General features: G+C 58.1%; 9 protein-coding genes. 6 read left to right on the top strand and 3 right to left on the bottom strand.

What is annotated here, in order from left to right; all coding sequences use genetic code 11:
- Window positions 1–276 precede the first annotated feature (276 nt).
- Together RISK_RS25515 and RISK_RS25510 are read right to left on the bottom strand one after the other, a co-directional pair.
- A complete protein-coding gene (locus RISK_RS25515; protein ID WP_047817168.1) occupies window positions 277–783 on the bottom strand; it encodes a hypothetical protein in 507 nt (168 codons plus the stop codon).
- Between the two features lie 143 nt (window positions 784–926).
- Window positions 927–4,781, bottom strand: a complete 3,855-nt coding sequence (locus tag RISK_RS25510; RefSeq protein WP_047817167.1) for a protein kinase domain-containing protein — start codon at window positions 4,779–4,781, stop codon at window positions 927–929.
- 229 nt (window positions 4,782–5,010) lie between these two features.
- Between RISK_RS25510 and RISK_RS25505 the strand changes: the two genes are divergently transcribed.
- The 3 genes from RISK_RS25505 to hisG all read left to right on the top strand — a co-directional run bounded on the left by RISK_RS25505 (window position 5,011) and on the right by hisG (window position 7,027).
- Window positions 5,011–5,523, top strand: a complete 513-nt coding sequence (locus tag RISK_RS25505) for a hypothetical protein (RefSeq protein ID WP_047817170.1) — start codon at window positions 5,011–5,013, stop codon at window positions 5,521–5,523.
- A gap of 146 nt (window positions 5,524–5,669) precedes the next feature.
- Complete coding sequence (hisE, locus tag RISK_RS25500) at window positions 5,670–6,032, top strand: phosphoribosyl-ATP diphosphatase (protein WP_047817166.1); 363 nt, start codon at window positions 5,670–5,672, stop codon at window positions 6,030–6,032.
- A gap of 104 nt (window positions 6,033–6,136) precedes the next feature.
- A complete protein-coding gene (gene hisG, locus RISK_RS25495; protein WP_047817165.1) occupies window positions 6,137–7,027 on the top strand; it encodes an ATP phosphoribosyltransferase in 891 nt (296 codons plus the stop codon).
- A 1,589-nt stretch (window positions 7,028–8,616) separates the two neighbouring features.
- Here the strand turns inward: hisG and uvrA are convergent.
- Window positions 8,617–11,622: an excinuclease ABC subunit UvrA gene (gene uvrA / locus RISK_RS25485; protein WP_047817163.1), complete on the bottom strand. Its 3,006-nt coding sequence runs from the start codon at window positions 11,620–11,622 to the stop codon at window positions 8,617–8,619.
- A gap of 83 nt (window positions 11,623–11,705) precedes the next feature.
- Here uvrA and RISK_RS25480 point away from each other — a divergent pair, with 83 nt between their 5' ends.
- The 3 genes from RISK_RS25480 (at window position 11,706) to RISK_RS25465 (ending at window position 18,070) form a co-directional block, all read left to right on the top strand.
- On the top strand, window positions 11,706–13,115 hold the full coding sequence (locus RISK_RS25480; RefSeq protein ID WP_047817162.1) for a 3-keto-disaccharide hydrolase: 1,410 nt from the start codon (window positions 11,706–11,708) through the stop codon (window positions 13,113–13,115).
- A 1,170-nt stretch (window positions 13,116–14,285) separates the two neighbouring features.
- Window positions 14,286–16,328 (top strand): cytochrome c family protein, encoded by a 2,043-nt coding sequence (locus tag RISK_RS25470; RefSeq protein ID WP_236696696.1) that lies wholly within the window; start codon window positions 14,286–14,288, stop codon window positions 16,326–16,328.
- 2 nt (window positions 16,329–16,330) lie between these two features.
- Window positions 16,331–18,070, top strand: a complete 1,740-nt coding sequence (locus tag RISK_RS25465) for a hypothetical protein (protein WP_047817169.1) — start codon at window positions 16,331–16,333, stop codon at window positions 18,068–18,070.
- The last annotated feature ends 501 nt before the right edge of the window (window positions 18,071–18,571 follow it).

Here is an 18,571-nt window from a genome sequence, read left to right as displayed (position 1 = left end):
TGCTGTGAATCGCCCCCTCACCCGAACAGGGCCTCCATCGGCCTGTTCGACCTCTCCCCCAGCAAAGCTGAGGGAGAGGTGACTTGTTGATACGAGGCAAAATCTTGCGTACACCAGAAACGCTGCAACCCCAAAGATTGACAGCCCAGCGTTAGCCCCGGTTGCGCGTGTTAACCGGGGCGAACGCCCTTCGGCTCACTGGGTGAACCCCGATCATTCACTTCACCCTCCCCCTGCGAGATTCGAGCGAAGCGAAGGGAGAAGCACAGCCCCAGCTCAACGGTTCCAATACCGGGTGCGGCTGTTCGACCAAACTCGGGTGCGGCTGCCAAATCCGGTCGACGTGCTGCCACCGTCAATCTGCCCGCGTTGCGTGCCAGTGTTTCGGATCCCCGTGTTCCCACCGGTGTAGATCCGACCATTTCCTTGCGACGTCACACCACCTTGGCTGATGTGGGTTCCGTTGCGTCCGATGGTCATGTTCAGGTTGTGACCGATCCCACCGACTCCGTTGCCGCCCACGCCAATCGAATTCGACAGAGAGATGCCTTTGGGCCCGGCTCCCACGCCAAAGCCATGGCCGAAGTTGGTGCCATTTTTGGAACTGCTCTTCGATTTGGCAAACTTCCACTGGCCGTTCGCGGATGCCCCAGCACTCGCTCCGCCATTGAGAAAATCGACATACGATCCAGCACTCTGTGCCGAGGCGGGTTGGCAAGCGATCGCGACGAACAAGAGAGCAGCGACACCGGACAGGACTTTGAAGTGGACGATCTTGGACATGGTTTTTCTCGCAAGCAGAAGGTTTCAGGAAGTGATTGGAGCGGCTGACTTGCCGCCTCACCAACACTTGCGAGATCCCCTCTCGGATACCCTCACGAAATTCAAAACTTTTCCAAAGACGCCAAAACGTCGCGTTTTGAGGATCAATCTGTGTCGAACACCGTCACCGCCAGATCATCGAGCCAGGCTTCGCCCTCGCCCGCCGAGAGAATCTGAACCTCCATCGGGATGCTCGTCAGCGTCGGATCCGGCGATCGGCCAAAGTAGATTTCAGTCTCAAACTTCCGCCAATCGTAGGTTCCCTCGGCCACGTCCAACGTCACCGGGATTTGTGATCCATCGACGATCAATCGGACAGCTCCCTCGTTCAAATCTCTCGCTTTCGCCCAAACCGAAATGACGCATCGCGAGTTTTCGGGGATCGGAAAAACCTGTTTTGTTCGTCCTCCGATCGTCGGTGTCTCGCCTGCTGGCGGCCGGTCACCGACAATCCGCATCGAATATTCGCCGGTGTGTGCCTGAGACGACGTGACACTGGCCAGCGACCGATACCCTGAATCGTTGATCCACGCGATGCCTCGATCATTGGACCAGTAATTCCATCCGCCTCGTTCAAATCCACCATTGAGCAGCGATGCTCGGTAAGGTCCGGGCGTCTCACCGTCAGCGATCAGCACCTTGGTCGCTCGTGGGAGTTGGTTGATCTCTTTGATCCAGTCCGACAACTGCCGCATCTCTTCCTTTGGCTTCGACGTCTTTGCCCATGCTTTCAACCGATCATACAAGGGGCGTACCGCGCCAATCACTTCGCAACCGGGCTGCGTTTCCAAAGCCCCTCGGACTGATTTGGCAGCCTCGGGATATTTCCCGAGAAACGCCTGTGTCCGTCCGATGCCCAGCAAACAGGCCGCCTGATGTTCACTCAGTATCGCGAGCTTCGACGCCAATTTGTAAAGACCGAGTGCTTCCTCGTACGCCCCCGAAAGATCCTTGCAAGCTGCGATTCCGTAAGCCGCCCACAAATGGTGGGGATCCAGTTGGTTGGCTTTCGTGAAGTCTTCCGACGCGAGCTTCAATCGCTCGGCGGAAAGATGAAGGATGCCGCGAGCCGCCAATGCGTGAGCCAGCAGGGGCGGCGACAGACCATCGGCTTGTCCCGATTCAAAGAGCTCGTTCAACACCCCTTCAGCCACATCATTTTGCTGGCGTGTCAGATGAACGGAGGCCAGCAACACTCGGTACACAGGCTGCTCTGGATGCAGCAACATCATTTCCTCGGCAAACTGAATCGCATCGGATCGCCCCCGCAAATCTTCTGCCGCGATCAATGCTGAATCCACCACCGGAACCAGAGCCAATGACTGCCGACATGTTTCAAGCAACACGTCGACCGCGAGTTGATTTTGATCGATCGCAGACAGGGTCATGCCATAGACCCAGCCCACCCAAGGCTGTTTCTCGCCGAGCCGGAATGCGTTTTCAGCATCCTGCATGCTCCACAGCAGAAGGTCCTCAATCCGTTCGTCCCGGATCGACGGCTCGACGGACTGGTCCTCCTGCAATAAATCCGCCTGCATCCGATAGAGAGCAGCACGGTCGGCGTAGCCAAAGCAATTGTCTGGATTGATCGCGATGCAGCGGCCAAAGGTTTGGATCGCCAATGAATAGCTTTGCCAATCCAATTCAGGCTGTTGGATCGCGGAGAAATACTGAAGGTGGCCAAGGGTGAGCTGAGTCCAATAGTGATTCGGACGCAGCGACGCCGACCGTTGAAACAACTGGCGTCCACCTTCCACGGCATCGAGGTTCTTGTAGTTTTTGAACACCACTCGAAACGAGGGGTCCATGGCAGACAGCAAACACATGATGCCGATCTTTTGCGCGTCGGCCGCGTTGCGAGCCGTCCCCAGCTCTTCGCCTTTGACCCACTTGCCATCACCCAAACGGAAGTTCGCGATCCCGCGGTACCAACGCACAGCCTCCGATTGCCGAAACAGCTCCACTCGTTCACTCACAACCTTGGCGGCCTGCGCCTCTGCGATTCCGGCTTTGGTTTGCATCGCCATCCAAGCTTTCCACAAACGCTCCCCCGAATCGGATTGACCATCGGAATGTTTCATCACTCCAAACAACCGAGTGCCAATGGTCTTGACCAACATCCCATCAAGGATGATCCACTGTTGGTAGGTGTCCCAAAGCAGCTGGTCCCTTTGATTCGCCGAAAGATCCTCGTTGGGAAGGTAGTTCCACCAATCGCGTTGCTCCCAAACGCCAAGAGCTTTCACCGCATTCGACGCCGCCATGATTCCCTGCGTGTCACGGCTCATGATCCCAAACTCCTCGGCCTGTTCCGCCAAGTCGTAGAACGAGACCAACCGCTGCATACGTTCCGCTTTGGCAACAATCCGCTCGCGGTCGAGGCTGAACTCGGGTTCTTCCTCCAACGTTTTGAAGGCACGTTGCAGGATTCCCAACGCTGACTCGTAACGACCAAACTCGATCTCGCTGGCCGCGATTTGCCAATCGGAATCAACCGAATTGTGAATCTCGTTCAATCGTCTTTCGTTTGCGATCGTGAGCTGCAACTCCTTTTGGTTGCGTTCCCGTTCGACCTTCAGGCGTTGTGAACTTTGATAACTCCAAAACGCTGCTCCCACAATCGAACCAAACATCAACAACAACGCCGCGACCGCGCCGCTGGTGGCGAGCGTCCGATGCTTTCGCCCCCAACGTCCAATCCGAACCGGCAGCGGATCGTTGAACACTGACACCGATTCATCGCCTAACCAACGTTCCACGTCTGCCGCAAGCGCCGCGGCAGTCGGATAGCGATCCGTTGTCTTCCTCGCCATTGCCTTCAAACAAATCGCTTGCAGAGGTTCTGGCACATTCGCGTCTCGACGACGAGGCGGCGTGACTTCCTCCTGCCGCACCCGTTGCAAGATCTGGCTGACCGAGTCGTCCTGGTGAGGCGGTGATCCCGTTAAAATCTGATACAGGGTCGCCCCCAGCAAATACACATCCGTCTGGCAACCGACCAACTGAACATCGCCGCCGGCCTGCTCGGGACTCATGTACTGGGGCGTCCCAACGGCCCCGCCTGCTCGCGTGTGACTTGAGTCACTGCGGACTGCGGACTCGTCCGATCGATCGATCTCGCCGTCAACGAGTGCGTCCCCCGCCCCTTCCTCCAACTGTTTGGCCAATCCCCAATCCACCACCAACGTCTCACCATAGGGGCCGATCATGATGTTGGCGGGTTTGATATCGCGGTGGATGATCCGCCGGCTGTGGGCATATTCGATCGTGTTGCAAACATCGACGAAGCGATTCAGGATCGTCCGCAACGACCGAGCCTGTTCGCCACCGTCGCCGGCTGACGCGGGCGCAGGTTCATCCTGCAACGAATCACGGTGTTCACGGATGACTTGCCGCAGCGTTTGCCCTTCGATGAACCTCATCGCATAAAAGGGGCGGCCATCCTTCCACGTTCCCATCGCGTAGACCGGAACGATGCCAGGATGTTCCAGTCGGCCGGTGATCTCGGCTTCGCGAAGAAAGCGGGCGTTGGCTTCTTTGTGCCCGTTCCATTGCGGCCGAATTTGCTTGATCGCAACCTCTCGATCCAGTTGCCGGTCGTGGGCCACCAAGACTTCGCCCAAGCCTCCTTCGTCGTGACGGGACAGAATCCGGAACCGAGCGGACTCGTTGACCGAGGCATACTCTTCCGGGATGTCGTCCGTCGCGTCCTCTTGATCGTCCCCGAACGCCTGGATCCGAGGTGACGCGGGCATGAACTTCGAGCGTAAAAAATCATCTTCCTGGGCGGCCTCATCCGCCGCGATCAGTTTCCGTACCTGCTGCAACAGATCACGGTTTTCGCCACATCGTTCCAGCAGATACGCATCGCGGTCCGCGGCTGGGCGATCGATGGCGTCTAGAAAAATGTCTTCCGCGTTGGATGACTGGTCATTCGTCAAAACGATCCCCTCGTTCATTCAGCGTCACTTCCTTGCGACTTGAATTCGCTCGCAAGTTGCAATCCCCCCGACCGAAGCTTACTCGAATCTCAAGGATCGCCGGCTCCTGTTTGGCAGGCATTTCAGCAACCAAAGAAAAAAAGTGGAAATGGATGAGGGCCCAGCCGAGGGTTTCTCGCAAGGTTCCGGTGAAGACAACAGCGTCCTTCAAAACAACTTCTTGAAACTCTCTCTGAGGATCCCAGCCATGTCCATTCGTCTCTTCGCCATCGCCATCGCAGCGGCCTGCTTGATGACCGCCGAAGCCAGTGCACAAGTCACCGCGAGCAGCTATTCCAACGGCGGCACCGCGATCTCAACCGCCAGCGGACGCGGCAACACCCGACTGAACGCCAGCTCCTACGCCACCAACGGCGGTTACGCCCGAGCCGACATGCGAGGCAGCGGCCGCAACGGTGGGTTCGCCAGCGGAAACAGCACCGCGTACGCCAACGGCGGCGTCGCAATCAGCCAAGGTCGCTCACACGCCAACGGCTGGGGCGCCCGCTCACACGCCAATTCACGTGCGGTCACTCACGGGGGATTCTCGAGAAGCAGCAGCACTGCCAAAGCACTTGGCAACTGGTCCAACGCTCGAGCCAACTCGACGGCAAATTCGTGGTTTGGACGATCCAGCACCAGCCGAGCACGGGCGGTCGACCGTCGCTACTCCCCTCCATCCTCCACCGCGCCCGTGCAAAACGCGGTCATGCCTTGGTAATTCGAAAAAAGGTGTCAGGTACCTTTTCCGAGATGCCCCAGGGTCATTTCGCGAAAATGTGCCTGACACCCGGTGGGTTCCGATCGCTCCTTGACGGAAGTATGTTCTCAAAAGGCAGCCCACTCCTTCCTTGAAATGGAAATTCCATGCCCGACTCGTTGCTTCCCCTGGATCGTTTGATGGCCACGCTGCGGACTCGTGCCGCGGAACGTCCCGAGGGCTCCTACACCACCAAATTGATGAACGGTGGTGCCGAGGCGATCGGTCGAAAAATCCGAGAAGAAGCCGAGGAGCTGATCGAAGCCGCGGATGAACCCGACGAAGCCGGCCGCCAGCACGCGATCTACGAAGCCGGCGACCTGATCTATCACGCGATGGTCCTGATGGCCTGGCGAGGAATCGAGCTGGACGAAGTCGCCGCGGAACTGGCCCGCCGAGAAGGCACGTCCGGCCTGGTCGAAAAAGCCTCCCGTCCCGCAAAAAAGGACTCGGGCAACGCCGATTCGTGAGCCCGAATGCGGGCGAAACCAAACAGACACCTGCCAAGAATCGAGTCCAGTGATTACTCTTTTTGCCTGTCTGACTTTTTGGCTCTCGATCTTTTTTGGTTCCCATGACGACTTCGGCCCCCCTCGGAAGCAGCCCTGACCCCGACAGCTTTTTGCGTTTGGGGATCCCCAGCAAAGGGCGACTCAGCGAATTGGCAACCGGACTGCTGAACCAAGCGGGATTGAGCTTCCGCCGTCAGAATCGAGGCCTGTTCGCTCGAGTCAGTGGATTGCCAATCGATTTGATCTTTTTGCGCACCGATGACATCCCCACGTTGTGTGCCGAAGGCGCCATCGACATGGGCATCACCGGCAGCGACTTGGTGGAAGAAGCCGGGGCAAACGTCGAACAACGCATGGCGTTTGGTGTCGGCCGGTGTCGACTCGCCTTCTGTGTGCCCGATGACGAAGACTACACCGACGCGTCGCAACTGGATGGCAAACGAATTGCCACCAGCTTCCCGCACGTCACCGAGCAATACCTGGCCACCAAAAACGCCAAAGCACATCTGGTGTCGCTTTCCGGCAGCGTCGAAGCCATGATTCGCTTGGGCGTCGCGGACGCAATCGTTGACTTGGTTGAAACCGGCAGCACCCTGGCCGCCAATCGTCTGCGGATCCTCGAAGAAATCGGTCACTACGAAACGGTGCTGATCCAAAACGAAGCACACCGCTGCAAAGAAGTCGCCAACCGACTGGTTTCACGACTCGAAGGCGTCGTCCTCGCACGCGATTATTCGCTGGTCGAATACAACATCCCGCGATCCCAACTCGGTGAAGCCGAAAAGATCACCCCGGGTTTCAACTCACCCACCATCAATTCGCTCGAAGACAAAGATTGGTGTGCGATCCAGGTCATGGTCCGGCGCGGCGAAGTCGTCGAAGTCATGGAACGCCTCAAAGAAATCGGCGCGTCCGGGATCTTCGAGATGACGATCAACAATTGTCGCTTGTAGGTCGACTGCAAACGCGGAACAGTTGTCTTCAACGGTTCCGTCTGGCCACATTCAAACAACAAGCCGCGGCAAATCCCAGACGCAGCGTGTCACACCGTTCGCACAACGCGTCGCGACGTTGCGCACCCAGCCACGCAAACGTTTGAGACAAACGTTCTACTCTCACCAGAGTCGAACAGTTGTCCCCAACTGTTCCGTCTGGCCACATTCAAACACCAAGCCGCGTCGATTCCCGGACGCAGCGTGTCACACCGTTCGCTCAACGCGTCGCGACGTTGCACACCCAGCCACGCAAACGTTTGAGACAAACGTTCTACTCTCACCAGAGTAGAACAGTTGTCCTCAACTGTTCCGTCTGGCCACACTCAAACGCCAAGCCGCGGCGATTCCAAGACGCAGCGTGTCACACCGTTCGCTCAACGCGTCGCGACGTTGCGCACCCAGCCACGCAAACGTTTGAGACAAACGTTCTACTCTCACCCGAGTCGAACAGTTGTCCTCAACTGTTCCGTCTGGCCACACTCAAACGCCAAGCCGCGGCAAATCCAAGACGCAACGTGCCACACCGTTCGCTCAACGCGTCGCGACGTTGCGCACCCAGCCACGCAAACGTTTGAGACAAACGTTCTACTCTCACCAGAGTCGAACAGTTGTCCTCAACTGTTCCGTCTGGCCACATTCAAACGCCAAGCCGCGTCGATTCGCGGACGCAGCGTGTCACACCGTTCGCTCAACGCGTCGCGACATTGCTCACCCAGCCACGCAAACGTTTGAGACAAACGTTCTACTCTCAACAGAGTAGAACAGTTGTCCCCAACTGTTCCGTCAGGCCACATTCAAACGCCAAGCCGCGTCGATTCCCAGACGCAGCGTGCCACACCGTTCGCGCAACGCGTCGCGACATTGCGCACCCCGCCACGCAAACGTTTGAGACAAACGTTCTACTCTCACCCGAGTCGAACAGTTGTCCCCAACTGTTCCGTCAGGCCACATTCAAACGCCAAGCCGCGTCTCATCCCAGACGCAACGTGTCACACCGTTCGCTCAACGCATCGCGACATTGCGCACCCAGCCACGCAAACGTTTGGGACAAACGTTCTCCTCTCAACAGAGTCGAACAGTTGTCCCCAACTGTTCCGTCTGGCCACACTCAAACGCCAAGCCGCGGCAAATCCCAGACGCAGCGTGTCACACCGTTCGCCCAACGCGTCGCGGCATTGCGCGCCCAGCCACGCAAACGTTTGAGACAAACGTTCTACTCTCACCAGAGTCGAACAGTTGTCCTCAACTGTTCCGTCAGGCCACATTCAAACGCCAAGCCGCGGCAAATCCCAGACGCAACGTGCCACACCGTTCGCACAACGCGTCGCGACGTTGCGCGCCCAGCCACGCAAACGTTTGAGACAAACGTTCTACTCTCACCCGAGTAGAACAGTTGTCCCCAACTGTTCCGTCTGGCCACACTCAAACACCAAGCCGCGTCTCATCCCAGACGCAACGTGTCACACCGTTCGCCCAACACCTCGCGACATTGCACACCCAGCCACGCAAACGTTTGAGACAAACGTTCTCCTCTGGTCGAACCGCAGTCAAAGCATCTGCCGCAAGATTTGGCCGGTCAAACTGTCGTTGACCGAAGCCACTTCATCGCGAGTCCCGCTGGCAACGATCTGGCCGCCATCCTCCGCCGCACCGGGTCCCACTTCGATGATTTGATCTGCCGCCGCCATCAACATGGGATGGTGCTCGATCACGACCAACGAATGCCCTTCGTCGATCAATGCATCGAAGCACTTCAGCAACCGCGTGATGTCGTCGAAATGCAGTCCGGTCGTGGGCTCGTCCATCAAGAACAAAGTCCGTCGCTTGCTCGATCCCGCGAGGAACGCCGCTAACTTCAAACGTTGTGCCTCACCGCTCGAAAGCGTTGTCGCGGGCTGCCCCAAGGCGACATAGTCCAGCCCGACATCGATCAAACGCTTCAATTTGTTCTGCACCTTCGGCATTTCGCGAAAGAACTCGGACGCCTCCCGGACAGTCATCTCCAGCACATCCGCGATCGTGCGATCTCGATAGCGAACCTGCAACACTTCGTCGCGGTAACGCCGTCCCCGACATTCACCGCATCGCATCGACACATCGGCCAGGAACTGCATGTCGACCGTTTGCACGCCCGCTCCCTCGCACGCCGCACATTGACCGGCCGAGGAATTGAAACTGAAGTGCCCCGGTTTGAAGTTCCGAATCTTGGCATCCACCGTTTCCGCGAACGCTTGCCGGATCGGATCAAACGCTTTCGCAAACGTGACCGGGCAACTGCGAGGACTGCGGCTGATCGGTGATTGATCGACCAACAAACAATCATCAATCGCATGCTCGCCCTGCAACGATCGGAAGGGAAGCGTCCCGGCAACGATGTCCGCCGAAGGAACTTCACCGCGACGTTCGGCCAACCGCGTGGACACGGCACCGAACAAGGTGTCATGGATCAATGAACTCTTGCCGCTTCCCGATCGCCCGGTGACCACGGTCATGCACCCCAGCGGAAACTCCACGTCAATGTCTCGGAGATTGTGCCCGCTCGCTCCTGAAAGAATCAATGCACCGGTGGCTGATCGCTCATCCGTCAAATCCAATTGGATCGAACGCTTGCGATTCTTGCCGAGATACCGTCCCGTCAAACTGTCTTTCGCCTTCATCAACTGCTTCGGCGTGCCCTCGAAAGTCACCAAGCCTCCACCAACCCCCGCGCCCGGACCAATCTCAACCACACGATCCGCAAGCTGAATCAGCGTGTCGTTGTGTTCGACCACCACGACGGTGTTGCCACGATCGCGAAGCTTCGTGATCGCGTCGACCAATTGCTCCACATCGACCGGATGCAATCCGGCGGTCGGTTCATCCAGCACGTACAACATGCCAACCAACGTGCTGCCCAACGCCAGTGTCAATGCGATTCGCTGGGTCTCTCCTCCAGACAAGGTTCGCAGCGTGCGATTGAGTTGCAGGTACCCCAGACCGACTTGATCCAAGTAGTGCAACCGATCACGAATTTGACGAACCGGTTCGCTGGCGATCGTGTGGCGACGCTGCTGATCGGCGACCAACAACTCGGCTTGGGTCTGATAGCCGACCAATTTCTCGCGAACCACTTCATCGATTGAACTGGAACCCGCCCCTGAGAGCTTTCCCACGTCCTCACCGAACCACTCGTCTAGAAACCGGTCCAGCTGATCGCACCGCATCGCCAACATTTCTGAAATGTTGTTCCCGCCGACTTTGTACGCCAGCGACTCGGGCTTCAATCGGTCACCACCACATGCCGGGCAAGTCCGATAGCTACGGTATCGCGAGGCAAACACACGGATGTGCATCTTGTATTTCTTGCGATCCAACCACGCGAAGAACCCATTCAAACCACCAAATTTGCGTTCGCGGACACCTTCGTGAATCAGCTTCAGATGCTTCTTCTTTAAACTCGAAAAAGGGACGTCAACGGGCAGGTCATAGTCCTCCGCGAGCGCCAACAACTCCTCCAATTCATGCTGGTACGAAGGAGCATTCCAAGGGGCGATGGCCCCTTCGCGAATCGACTTCGACTTGTCCGGAACGATCCGGTCCATGTCGATCCCGATCACATCTCCAAACCCTTCGCACTCAGCGCATGCTCCCATCGGATGGTTGAAGTTGAACGCTCGTGCGACCGGATCGGGATATTCAATGTCGCAGTGATCGCAACGATGCCGATCGCTGGCGACACGCTGCCGCATCTCACGGCCGTCAACGGACTGCGTGGGCAAGGTTGCGAACAGATCCTCCGCATCGGATTGAAACAACACGACCGCGCGACCATTGCCTTCGGTCATCGCGGTTTCCAACGACTCGGTCCAACGCGACATTTCGGACGACGATGACAGCCGATCGACGACCACGGTCGCCGACACCCCCTTTGATCCAATCCGCTTGGCCATTTTGCTGCGGTCCTCATCGGACAGTTGGAAAGTTTCGCCTTTGAGGATCAGACGCACGAACCCTTCCTGTTGAAGGCCGAGCAAGATCTCTGAGGCAGCTTTCCGGTTCGGCAACCAGAGTTCAAACCCCACAATCGCCCGCTGAACTTTCGCGGCTGGGTCGCTGAGCTGGGCGGCAACGCTTTGAGGACTGTCGATCACAACCGGTTGCCCGCACTGATAACACACCAATTCGGATGCACGTGCGAACAGCAGACGCAGGTGTTCCGCGATTTCGGTCGACGTTGCCACGGTGCTGCGATTGGTTTTGACCGCCGAGGCACGAGTGACGGCGATCGCAGGTGGGATTCCGGAAATGCTGTCGCAATCCGGCTTGTCCAGCTGGTTCAGGTATTGCCGCGTGTAGGCAGAAAAACTCTCGATGTAGCTGCGTTGCCCCTCCGCATACAGCGTGTCCAAGGCCAGGGAGGTCTTCCCACTGCCGGAAAGCCCGCAAATGACCACCAATTCCCCGCGAGGGATGTCCACATCGATCTCACGCAGATTGTGAACCCGGCACCCGCGAACCGAAATCGGCTGGCGTGCGACTTTCGGTTTTGATGTTGAACTTTGCCTCGGTCCCATGCTGCATCCACTCACAATTGAACTAAAATATCCGCTCCCCCCAGACCGCCCACCATCCCCGAAAGTACGAGACCCGTTCGAGTATGTCATTTCGCAAATTTCTCGCGACCCCAACCCCACGCGTTTTCGCGGGTTTGCTCGCTCTGTGCCTGGCGATTTCGCTGACGCCCCAGGTAGTGTCGGCACAAGAAAAGGACTCGGTCGCAACCGAAAAGTCAGACGCGTCCAAACCCGACGCAAAACCAGCCGAGACCAAGAGCGAAAAGAAGGCCGAAAAGGCTTCTGACGACGCCAATGAAGAAAAGGCCTCGAAACCAAAACAGGACGCCTCAGAGGCCCCCACAGCGGACGCTCCCAAGAGCGAGAAAATGGCCGATGAAAAGGCCGACAACGAAACAGCTCCTCAAGAAGAAGTCGCGGAAGAAAAACCAGCCGAGCCCAAACCCGATCCGACTTGGGTGGAGAAAGGTGTTTGGACCTTGCCACCGACCGAAGGACCTGTCGCCGTTGACTTCAAGTTGATCGGCGAATACGCCGGCGATGTCGCGATTGCAACTGAAAAGAAAACGGATGACTCCGATGCATCCACCGAAACCACCAACCAACGATTCGGCATCCAAATCCGAGCCCTCGGCTCAGGTGAGTTCGAAGCCCTGGCTTACGAAGGCGGACTGCCTGGCGACGAGAACTTCAACGAGGCCACTCAGCTGCGTTTGATCGGACGCCGCAACGGAGAAACGTTGGTCCTCTCGGGCGGCCCCTGGGCGTTGTTCGCGGGCCCTGAAAAGTGCCGTTTGATCAACTTCGAAGGCGACTCGCTCGGCGAATTGCCTCGCGTGATTCGAACCAGCCCCACGATGGGCGCTCAGCCACCCAAGGAAGCACTCGTGCTTTTCAACGGCGAGAACACCGACCAATTTTCCAAGGCCCGGATCGCCGACGAAGGCTTGCTCGCCCAAGGTGCCAACATCAAATGGTTGCTCAACGACTTTGACCTGCACCTGGAATTCCGAATCCCGCACATGCCCGGCAAACAAGGCCAACAACGAGGCAACAGTGGCATCTATCTGCAAAGCCGCTACGAGTGCCAAGTCCTGGATTCATTCGGTACCGAACGAGTCTTCAATGGCTTGGGAGCCCTGTATCGCTTCAAGCCACCACGTTTGAACATGGCGTTCCCGCCACTGACTTGGCAGACCTATGACGTTCGCTTCACCGCGGCACGGTTTGGTGTGGATGGCAAGAAACTTCGTCCCGCTCACGTGACCTCCTGGGTCAACGGCGTGAAGGTCCAAGACAATGTCGCCTTGCCAGGTCCCACCGGAGCTGGCAAGCCCGAAGAAGCGCTTCCCTTGCCAACGTTGCTGCAAGACCATTCCGACCCCGTCCGGTTCCGCAACGTCTGGGTCCTCGACCGAGGACTCGCAACCGGCGACTCGTTCCCACTTCAAACCGAGAACGAAGCAGGTACGCAGGTGCCACCGGGTACGTGAGCCGTTTGGCGTTAGCCACGGTTCCCACGCACAACCGGGGCGAACGCTGGGCTGTTCAAAGGTTGGTGTTGACACAGCGTTTTCGTGGACAGTTTTTTGCCTGTTGCCTCTCCCCCGACGAAGGAGGTCGTGCAGTTTTTTGGTGCTGCATTTTGGCGGGTTATCACATGGCGTACCTCTCCCGAAACGAAGTTTGGGGAGAGGTCGAGCGACGCCGTTCAGGCGTACGCGAGGGTGAGGGCCGAGCATGGGGAGCGGCGCGGATGGCCCTCCCCCGGAAATCTCGCTGAACGCTCGCTTTCCGCCCCCTCCCGCTGCAGACGTCGTGCAGTTTTCTGGTGCTGGGTTTTAGCGGGTTTCTGCAGCAACTACCAATCACAACCCGAAGCGTGAGTTTTGAAGTTGCGCTTTTGCAATCGGTATTGTTGGCCAACGGCCTTCGTCATCGTAGCCTGGGGCATCGCCCCAGGGATCGAGATGGAGGGCAATTGGTTGGCCAACGGCCAACATCAACCCACACGTTTTTAATTGAATTTGGTCGTTGGCCAAAATGGGGCCGTGCTTTACTGCTCCAGGGGCGATGCCCCTGGCGATGTTGAACAAGGCCGTTGGCCATTGACGGATAAAGCGCAACTTCAAAGAGCGTGAGCGAGGGACGCCCCCAACTCCCACGACGGCCCCATCCGGGGCGACCGTTTGTTTTCCGGCATCGGTCTCTCGGGGCTTCCGCCCCGAGCTAAGCATGACGGCCCCATCCGGGGCGAACCCCAGACGCCAGCCACCATTTATTATTCGACCCTCCCAAAGGGAGGGTGAAGGAAAACTGCACGACCTCCGTCACGGGCGGGGTTCTGCATCTCACTGCTGGATCGGCACTTCAAAGCCGCACGACCTCCATCGACGTCGGGGAGCTGAACACCACACCTTCCTGGTCCATGTTGATTGTCTGCCACTGCCCGTGAAACGCCCCGCATGAAACCGCAACCTCCTGGCTGTGGGCGAACCACCCTTTGCAAGTGCTTCTGTCTGGCAAGCTTTGCCGGTTGAGGCATTTGATCGCATCCCGCTGATCATTCTGGACGATCCGAACATCACCAGTCGATGCACCCAGTGTGGTTGTCGGTGTTGTTCGGATTGTTCACGTGTTATTGGGTTGTTCAGGTTCACACGATGATGCTCATCACTCCTCGTCGTGAAACGCTCGCGATTCTGACAATCTGGCTGAGCCTCTGGAGTGGTCTTGCATTCACGCCATTGGCAACCGCTGACGATGGGATGCAATTCCGTGGCCAGCAGACCCTGAGCGATCAAGAACTGCTCGAAGTCGGCCAACTGCTGGGCGTTGGCAATCGCCTGTACGGACGCCAGCCAGAAGCCTCCGTCGCGACCATCCAGCCCAACAATTCACGGCGGCCAGATCGCTTGGTCGCTGCCGAGATCGATCCGCTGGCTGCCTTTGCCGATCCTTCCGCCGGAGCGGATCCCCTCGGCGGCGATGACCCGCTGGCAGGTCTTGGCAGCAACGAACCGCTCAAACCGCCTGCTGCCAAAACGCCGGAGAAGAAGGATCCACACGAAGGACTGTGGACGGAGGAGTGCTATCCGTCGGCCGAATCCTGTCGTGCCTGTCATCCCAAACACTACGATGAGTGGAGCGTCAGCAGCCATGCGTACGCCACGGTCTCGCCGATGTTCCAACGCTTTGAACAAGCGATCACGGAACTGACCGAAGGCACGGTGGGGTACTTCTGCATGCGGTGTCACTCACCGGTTGCGACGCAGCTCGAAATCCCGCGCACGGTCAGCATTCTGGATCAGCCCCCCGTGGCCCGCGAAGGGGTGACATGCATCACGTGTCACCGAATCAATGAGCACTACGGGCGTAGCAGCAACGGCGATCGTCGAATCGAACCAGGCAACATCCATGCTCCGGTCGGTCGTGGCGGCGACGGTGCGGGTCTGGCTGCGGCTCTGGCCAACGCGGAAAAGAACAAACTCAAAACCCATTCAGGTCAAAAGGGTGCGGGCCAAGCGATCCACAACGGGTCTTACTTTTTCGAACCGCTCACCAAGTCAGACATTTGCGCTTCGTGCCATCAAGTCGCGGTGCATCCCGGCATTTCGCTGGAAGTCGTGCACGCTCAGTACCGCAGCAGCCCCGCGGCGAAGTGCGGGATATCCTGCCAGGACTGCCACATGGGGGCGGTCCCCGGCAAAGCTGCCGGCTACGAAGAAAGCCATATCGCTGAGATCTCGGGCAAGCCCTACGGGAACCCCAAGAAACACTCCAACCACACCTTTTGGGGTCCCGGTTATTCGATCGCTCACCCAGGGATCTTCCCGCACAACCCCAAGGCCAAAGCCTTCACACCACGCCAATGGCTGACGTTTGACGACCGCGCCGGCTGGGGCACCGAAGAATTTGAACGCAACGTGACGAAGGGAATGCAGTTCCCGAAACCTTGGGACAACGCAGACGATCGGCGAGATGCTCGCAAAGTCATCGACGCCAACAACGCCAAGCTCGATCAGAAACGTGGCTACTCAGCGATGACACTGGAAGCCGGCGCTCAAGTCAGCGATCCGGTGTTCTACACCACGCCTCAAGTGGGCATGCCGCTGAAACTGGGCTACCGAGTCGACAACATCAGCACCGGACACAACTTGCCCACGGGCTCGCTCGGTGCTCAACCCCAACTGTGGCTGAACGCGGCTCTGATCAACCCCAACGGGCAACGCGTCTGGGAGACCGGGTACCTGGATGCCAATGCCGACCTGTGTGACATGCACAGCGTCGAAGTTGCCAAAGGACGAATCCCTCGCGACAAGGGTCTTTTCAACCTGCAAACCAAGTTCTTGATCAACAACGTTCGTGGCACCGACCGCGAGGCCGCGTTGCCACTGAACTTCAGCCTGGACCAACTGGTGTTCCTGCGTCCTGGGGCGGTGCCCGTCAGCGTGCTCAATCACCCGCCACTGATCCGCATGGAAGCTCACAGCATTGCGCCGCTGGACCATCGAGTTGCCAAGTACACCATTCCGGCGGAAGCGTTCCAAGTTCCCGGGCCCTACCGACTGAGTGTCCGGATGCGGAGTCGAACCGAACCCATGTATTTCATGCGTCAGATCAACAGCACACCTGATATGATTCGCCGAATGAATGAGCGGATGATTGACATCTGCCATGACTCGCACACTTTCATGGTGCGTTGATCATGTTGCAACCTCGTCTTTCCATCCAATGCCTCGTCGTGTTGAGCGTCACCTGTTCGCTCACGATGCTGACGCCTGCGGACGCACTCGCGCAGACCGGACGGCCTCGCCCGACCCGCCTGCCAATCGTGGCCCCGGATTCATCGCCAGCTCAGCAAGTTCACAATCATGCTGAGACGGTCGAGCGCGACGAGGCCAGCCGCTTTCAACTTCCCCCTTCTCAAACCGAAGCGGGACGATTCCCCCAACCGCAACCAAACTACGACTTCGCCAGTCACTCCGCCGCCTCGCTCAGTTCGCCAGACACGGCGGGTCAATCGGTGCTGCAAGAGGAATCCGCCGCTGATTTCGCAAAGTCCGCTGGGCTGGGGAACCTCACCCATTTCGCAGATGACTTTTCCCCCACGCCATTGCCAGAACAATCCAACTGGCACGATGGCGCACGGGAGCAGTGGGTGTATGACGCGAAAGCGGCGGTCCCGACACAGAGCCCGTGGATTGAATGGGGACGCACGTTTTACGGTGACGGAATCACACCCCGTGGCAAGAATTGGTTCGGCAGCACCAACCTGGCGCGTCCGGAATTCTACTTGTACGGCGATTTCCGTTCGGGGATCAGCACCGGTCGCAATGCGGCCGGGCGGACTGACAACTGGGCCAGCCGGCTCAACCTGGACATGGATCTGCGTCTGACCGACTCCGAGCGTTTCCATGGGTTCATTGGCCCTCTTGATCGCAACAATCAATTCAACCGAATTGATTTTCAAGGCGGCGAATTCGACTACCAAGGCGTCTTTGATCCGAACTTCGTGACCGCCTTCTTTGAAGGCGACCTCGGTGCAATGTGGGGTGGCTTTCACGGCAAATCCTCCCCCGCCGAAATGCCCGTGACGATCGGTTTGATTCCGCTGTTGTTTCAAAACGGGATCTGGATGGAAGACGCGGTGACCGGTGCGGCGTTTGCAATCCCTGCCCGCCACAGCCGAGCACTCAACTGGGCCAACTTTGACTGGACCTTCTTCGCAGCGATTGACCAAATCAACAGTGCCGCCTTTGGCACCGACAAACACGCCGCGCAAGCCTTTGGGACCGCGTGCTTCATCGATGCCTACGATGGCTACATCGAAGCCGGCTACGCCTACCTGCGAGACCGCGATGACACGCGGCGAAGCTATCACAACATGACGATCAGCTTCACAAAACGCTACTTGGACCGGATCAGCAACTCACTTCGCTTGATCATCAACACGGGGCAAAACCTTCCCGATGCCGACGTGACCGCCGACGGCGGGTTGTTCCTTTGGGAAAACAGTCTGATCACCGCGTCGCCGCTCACCGTGGTCCCCTACGCCAATTTCTTCTACGGTTGGGGGCGTCCACAATCGGTCGCTCGAGCAGGTGGCAGCGGAGGCATCTTGCGCAACACCGGGATCAACTTTGACACCGACGGCCTGAATGGATTCGCGACACTGGACCCCACCGGATTTGACACCGCGGGTGGATCCATCGGAGTGGACTTGATCGGCAATCAACTGGATCGCCAGTTGCTGGTGGAGGCGTCATATCTCACCGAACACGGCGACTCAAACCTGGCCGTGCAAGGCGACCAATTTGGCCTCGGCTCGCGCTATCAGTTCCCCATTTCCAATCGCACGCTGCTTCGCTTCGATGTCATGCATGGCTGGCGAAGCGATCTGCCGAACGTCTACGGGACCCGGATGGAATACCGCTGGAAGTTCTAATGTCACCCCCTTGGGTTGAAACCCAAGGCTAGTCCGATGCCGTCGCTCCGCGACTGTTCGATCGAGGCGTCAACAACCAACCGCGGAGCGGTGACATTTGATTGCGTCGGGTTTTAACCCGACGGTCTCGGGCGCTCCACCCCAATCCAAAGCTGCGAAGCGGCGGCAGGTGGTTCCGAACTCGTCGCGCCAACTGTCGTCGCTCTGCGACTGGGGTGTGCGTTGGTCACGGTCGAACCTTGGGTTGAAACCCAAGGCTGGTCAGATGCCGTCGCTCCGCGACGGTTCGCTCGAGACGTCGCCAACCAACCGCGGAGCGGTGACATCCGATAGCGTCGGGTTTCAACCCGACGTCTCGGACGCCCCACCCCCAATCCAAAGCCGCGGAGCGGCGACAGGTGGATCCGAACTCGTCGCTGCTATGTAGGTTTTTTCGTCAAGGGTGAATTTTGGATCTCGCTGGGAGATTCCGATCTGCATCGCAAGCTGCTATTCGATCGT

The sequence above is a fragment of the Rhodopirellula islandica genome (assembly GCF_001027925.1).
Classification (GTDB): Bacteria; Planctomycetota; Planctomycetia; order Pirellulales; family Pirellulaceae; genus Rhodopirellula; species Rhodopirellula islandica.
Note: the sequence above shows the minus strand (reverse complement) of the source record. Positions and strands in the feature narration are given on the sequence as shown.

Coding starts and splice junctions, on each gene's coding strand:
- RISK_RS25505 (WP_047817170.1), top strand. CDS start 5,011: ATGTCCATTCGTCTCTTCGCCATCGCCATCGCAGCGGCCTGCTTGATG.
- hisG (WP_047817165.1), top strand. CDS start 6,137: ATGACGACTTCGGCCCCCCTCGGAAGCAGCCCTGACCCCGACAGCTTT.
- RISK_RS25515 (WP_047817168.1), bottom strand. CDS start 783: ATGTCCAAGATCGTCCACTTCAAAGTCCTGTCCGGTGTCGCTGCTCTC.
- RISK_RS25480 (WP_047817162.1), top strand. CDS start 11,706: ATGTCATTTCGCAAATTTCTCGCGACCCCAACCCCACGCGTTTTCGCG.
- RISK_RS25510 (WP_047817167.1), bottom strand. CDS start 4,781: ATGAACGAGGGGATCGTTTTGACGAATGACCAGTCATCCAACGCGGAA.
- RISK_RS25470 (WP_236696696.1), top strand. CDS start 14,286: ATGATGCTCATCACTCCTCGTCGTGAAACGCTCGCGATTCTGACAATC.
- hisE (WP_047817166.1), top strand. CDS start 5,670: ATGCCCGACTCGTTGCTTCCCCTGGATCGTTTGATGGCCACGCTGCGG.
- RISK_RS25465 (WP_047817169.1), top strand. CDS start 16,331: ATGTTGCAACCTCGTCTTTCCATCCAATGCCTCGTCGTGTTGAGCGTC.
- uvrA (WP_047817163.1), bottom strand. CDS start 11,622: ATGGGACCGAGGCAAAGTTCAACATCAAAACCGAAAGTCGCACGCCAG.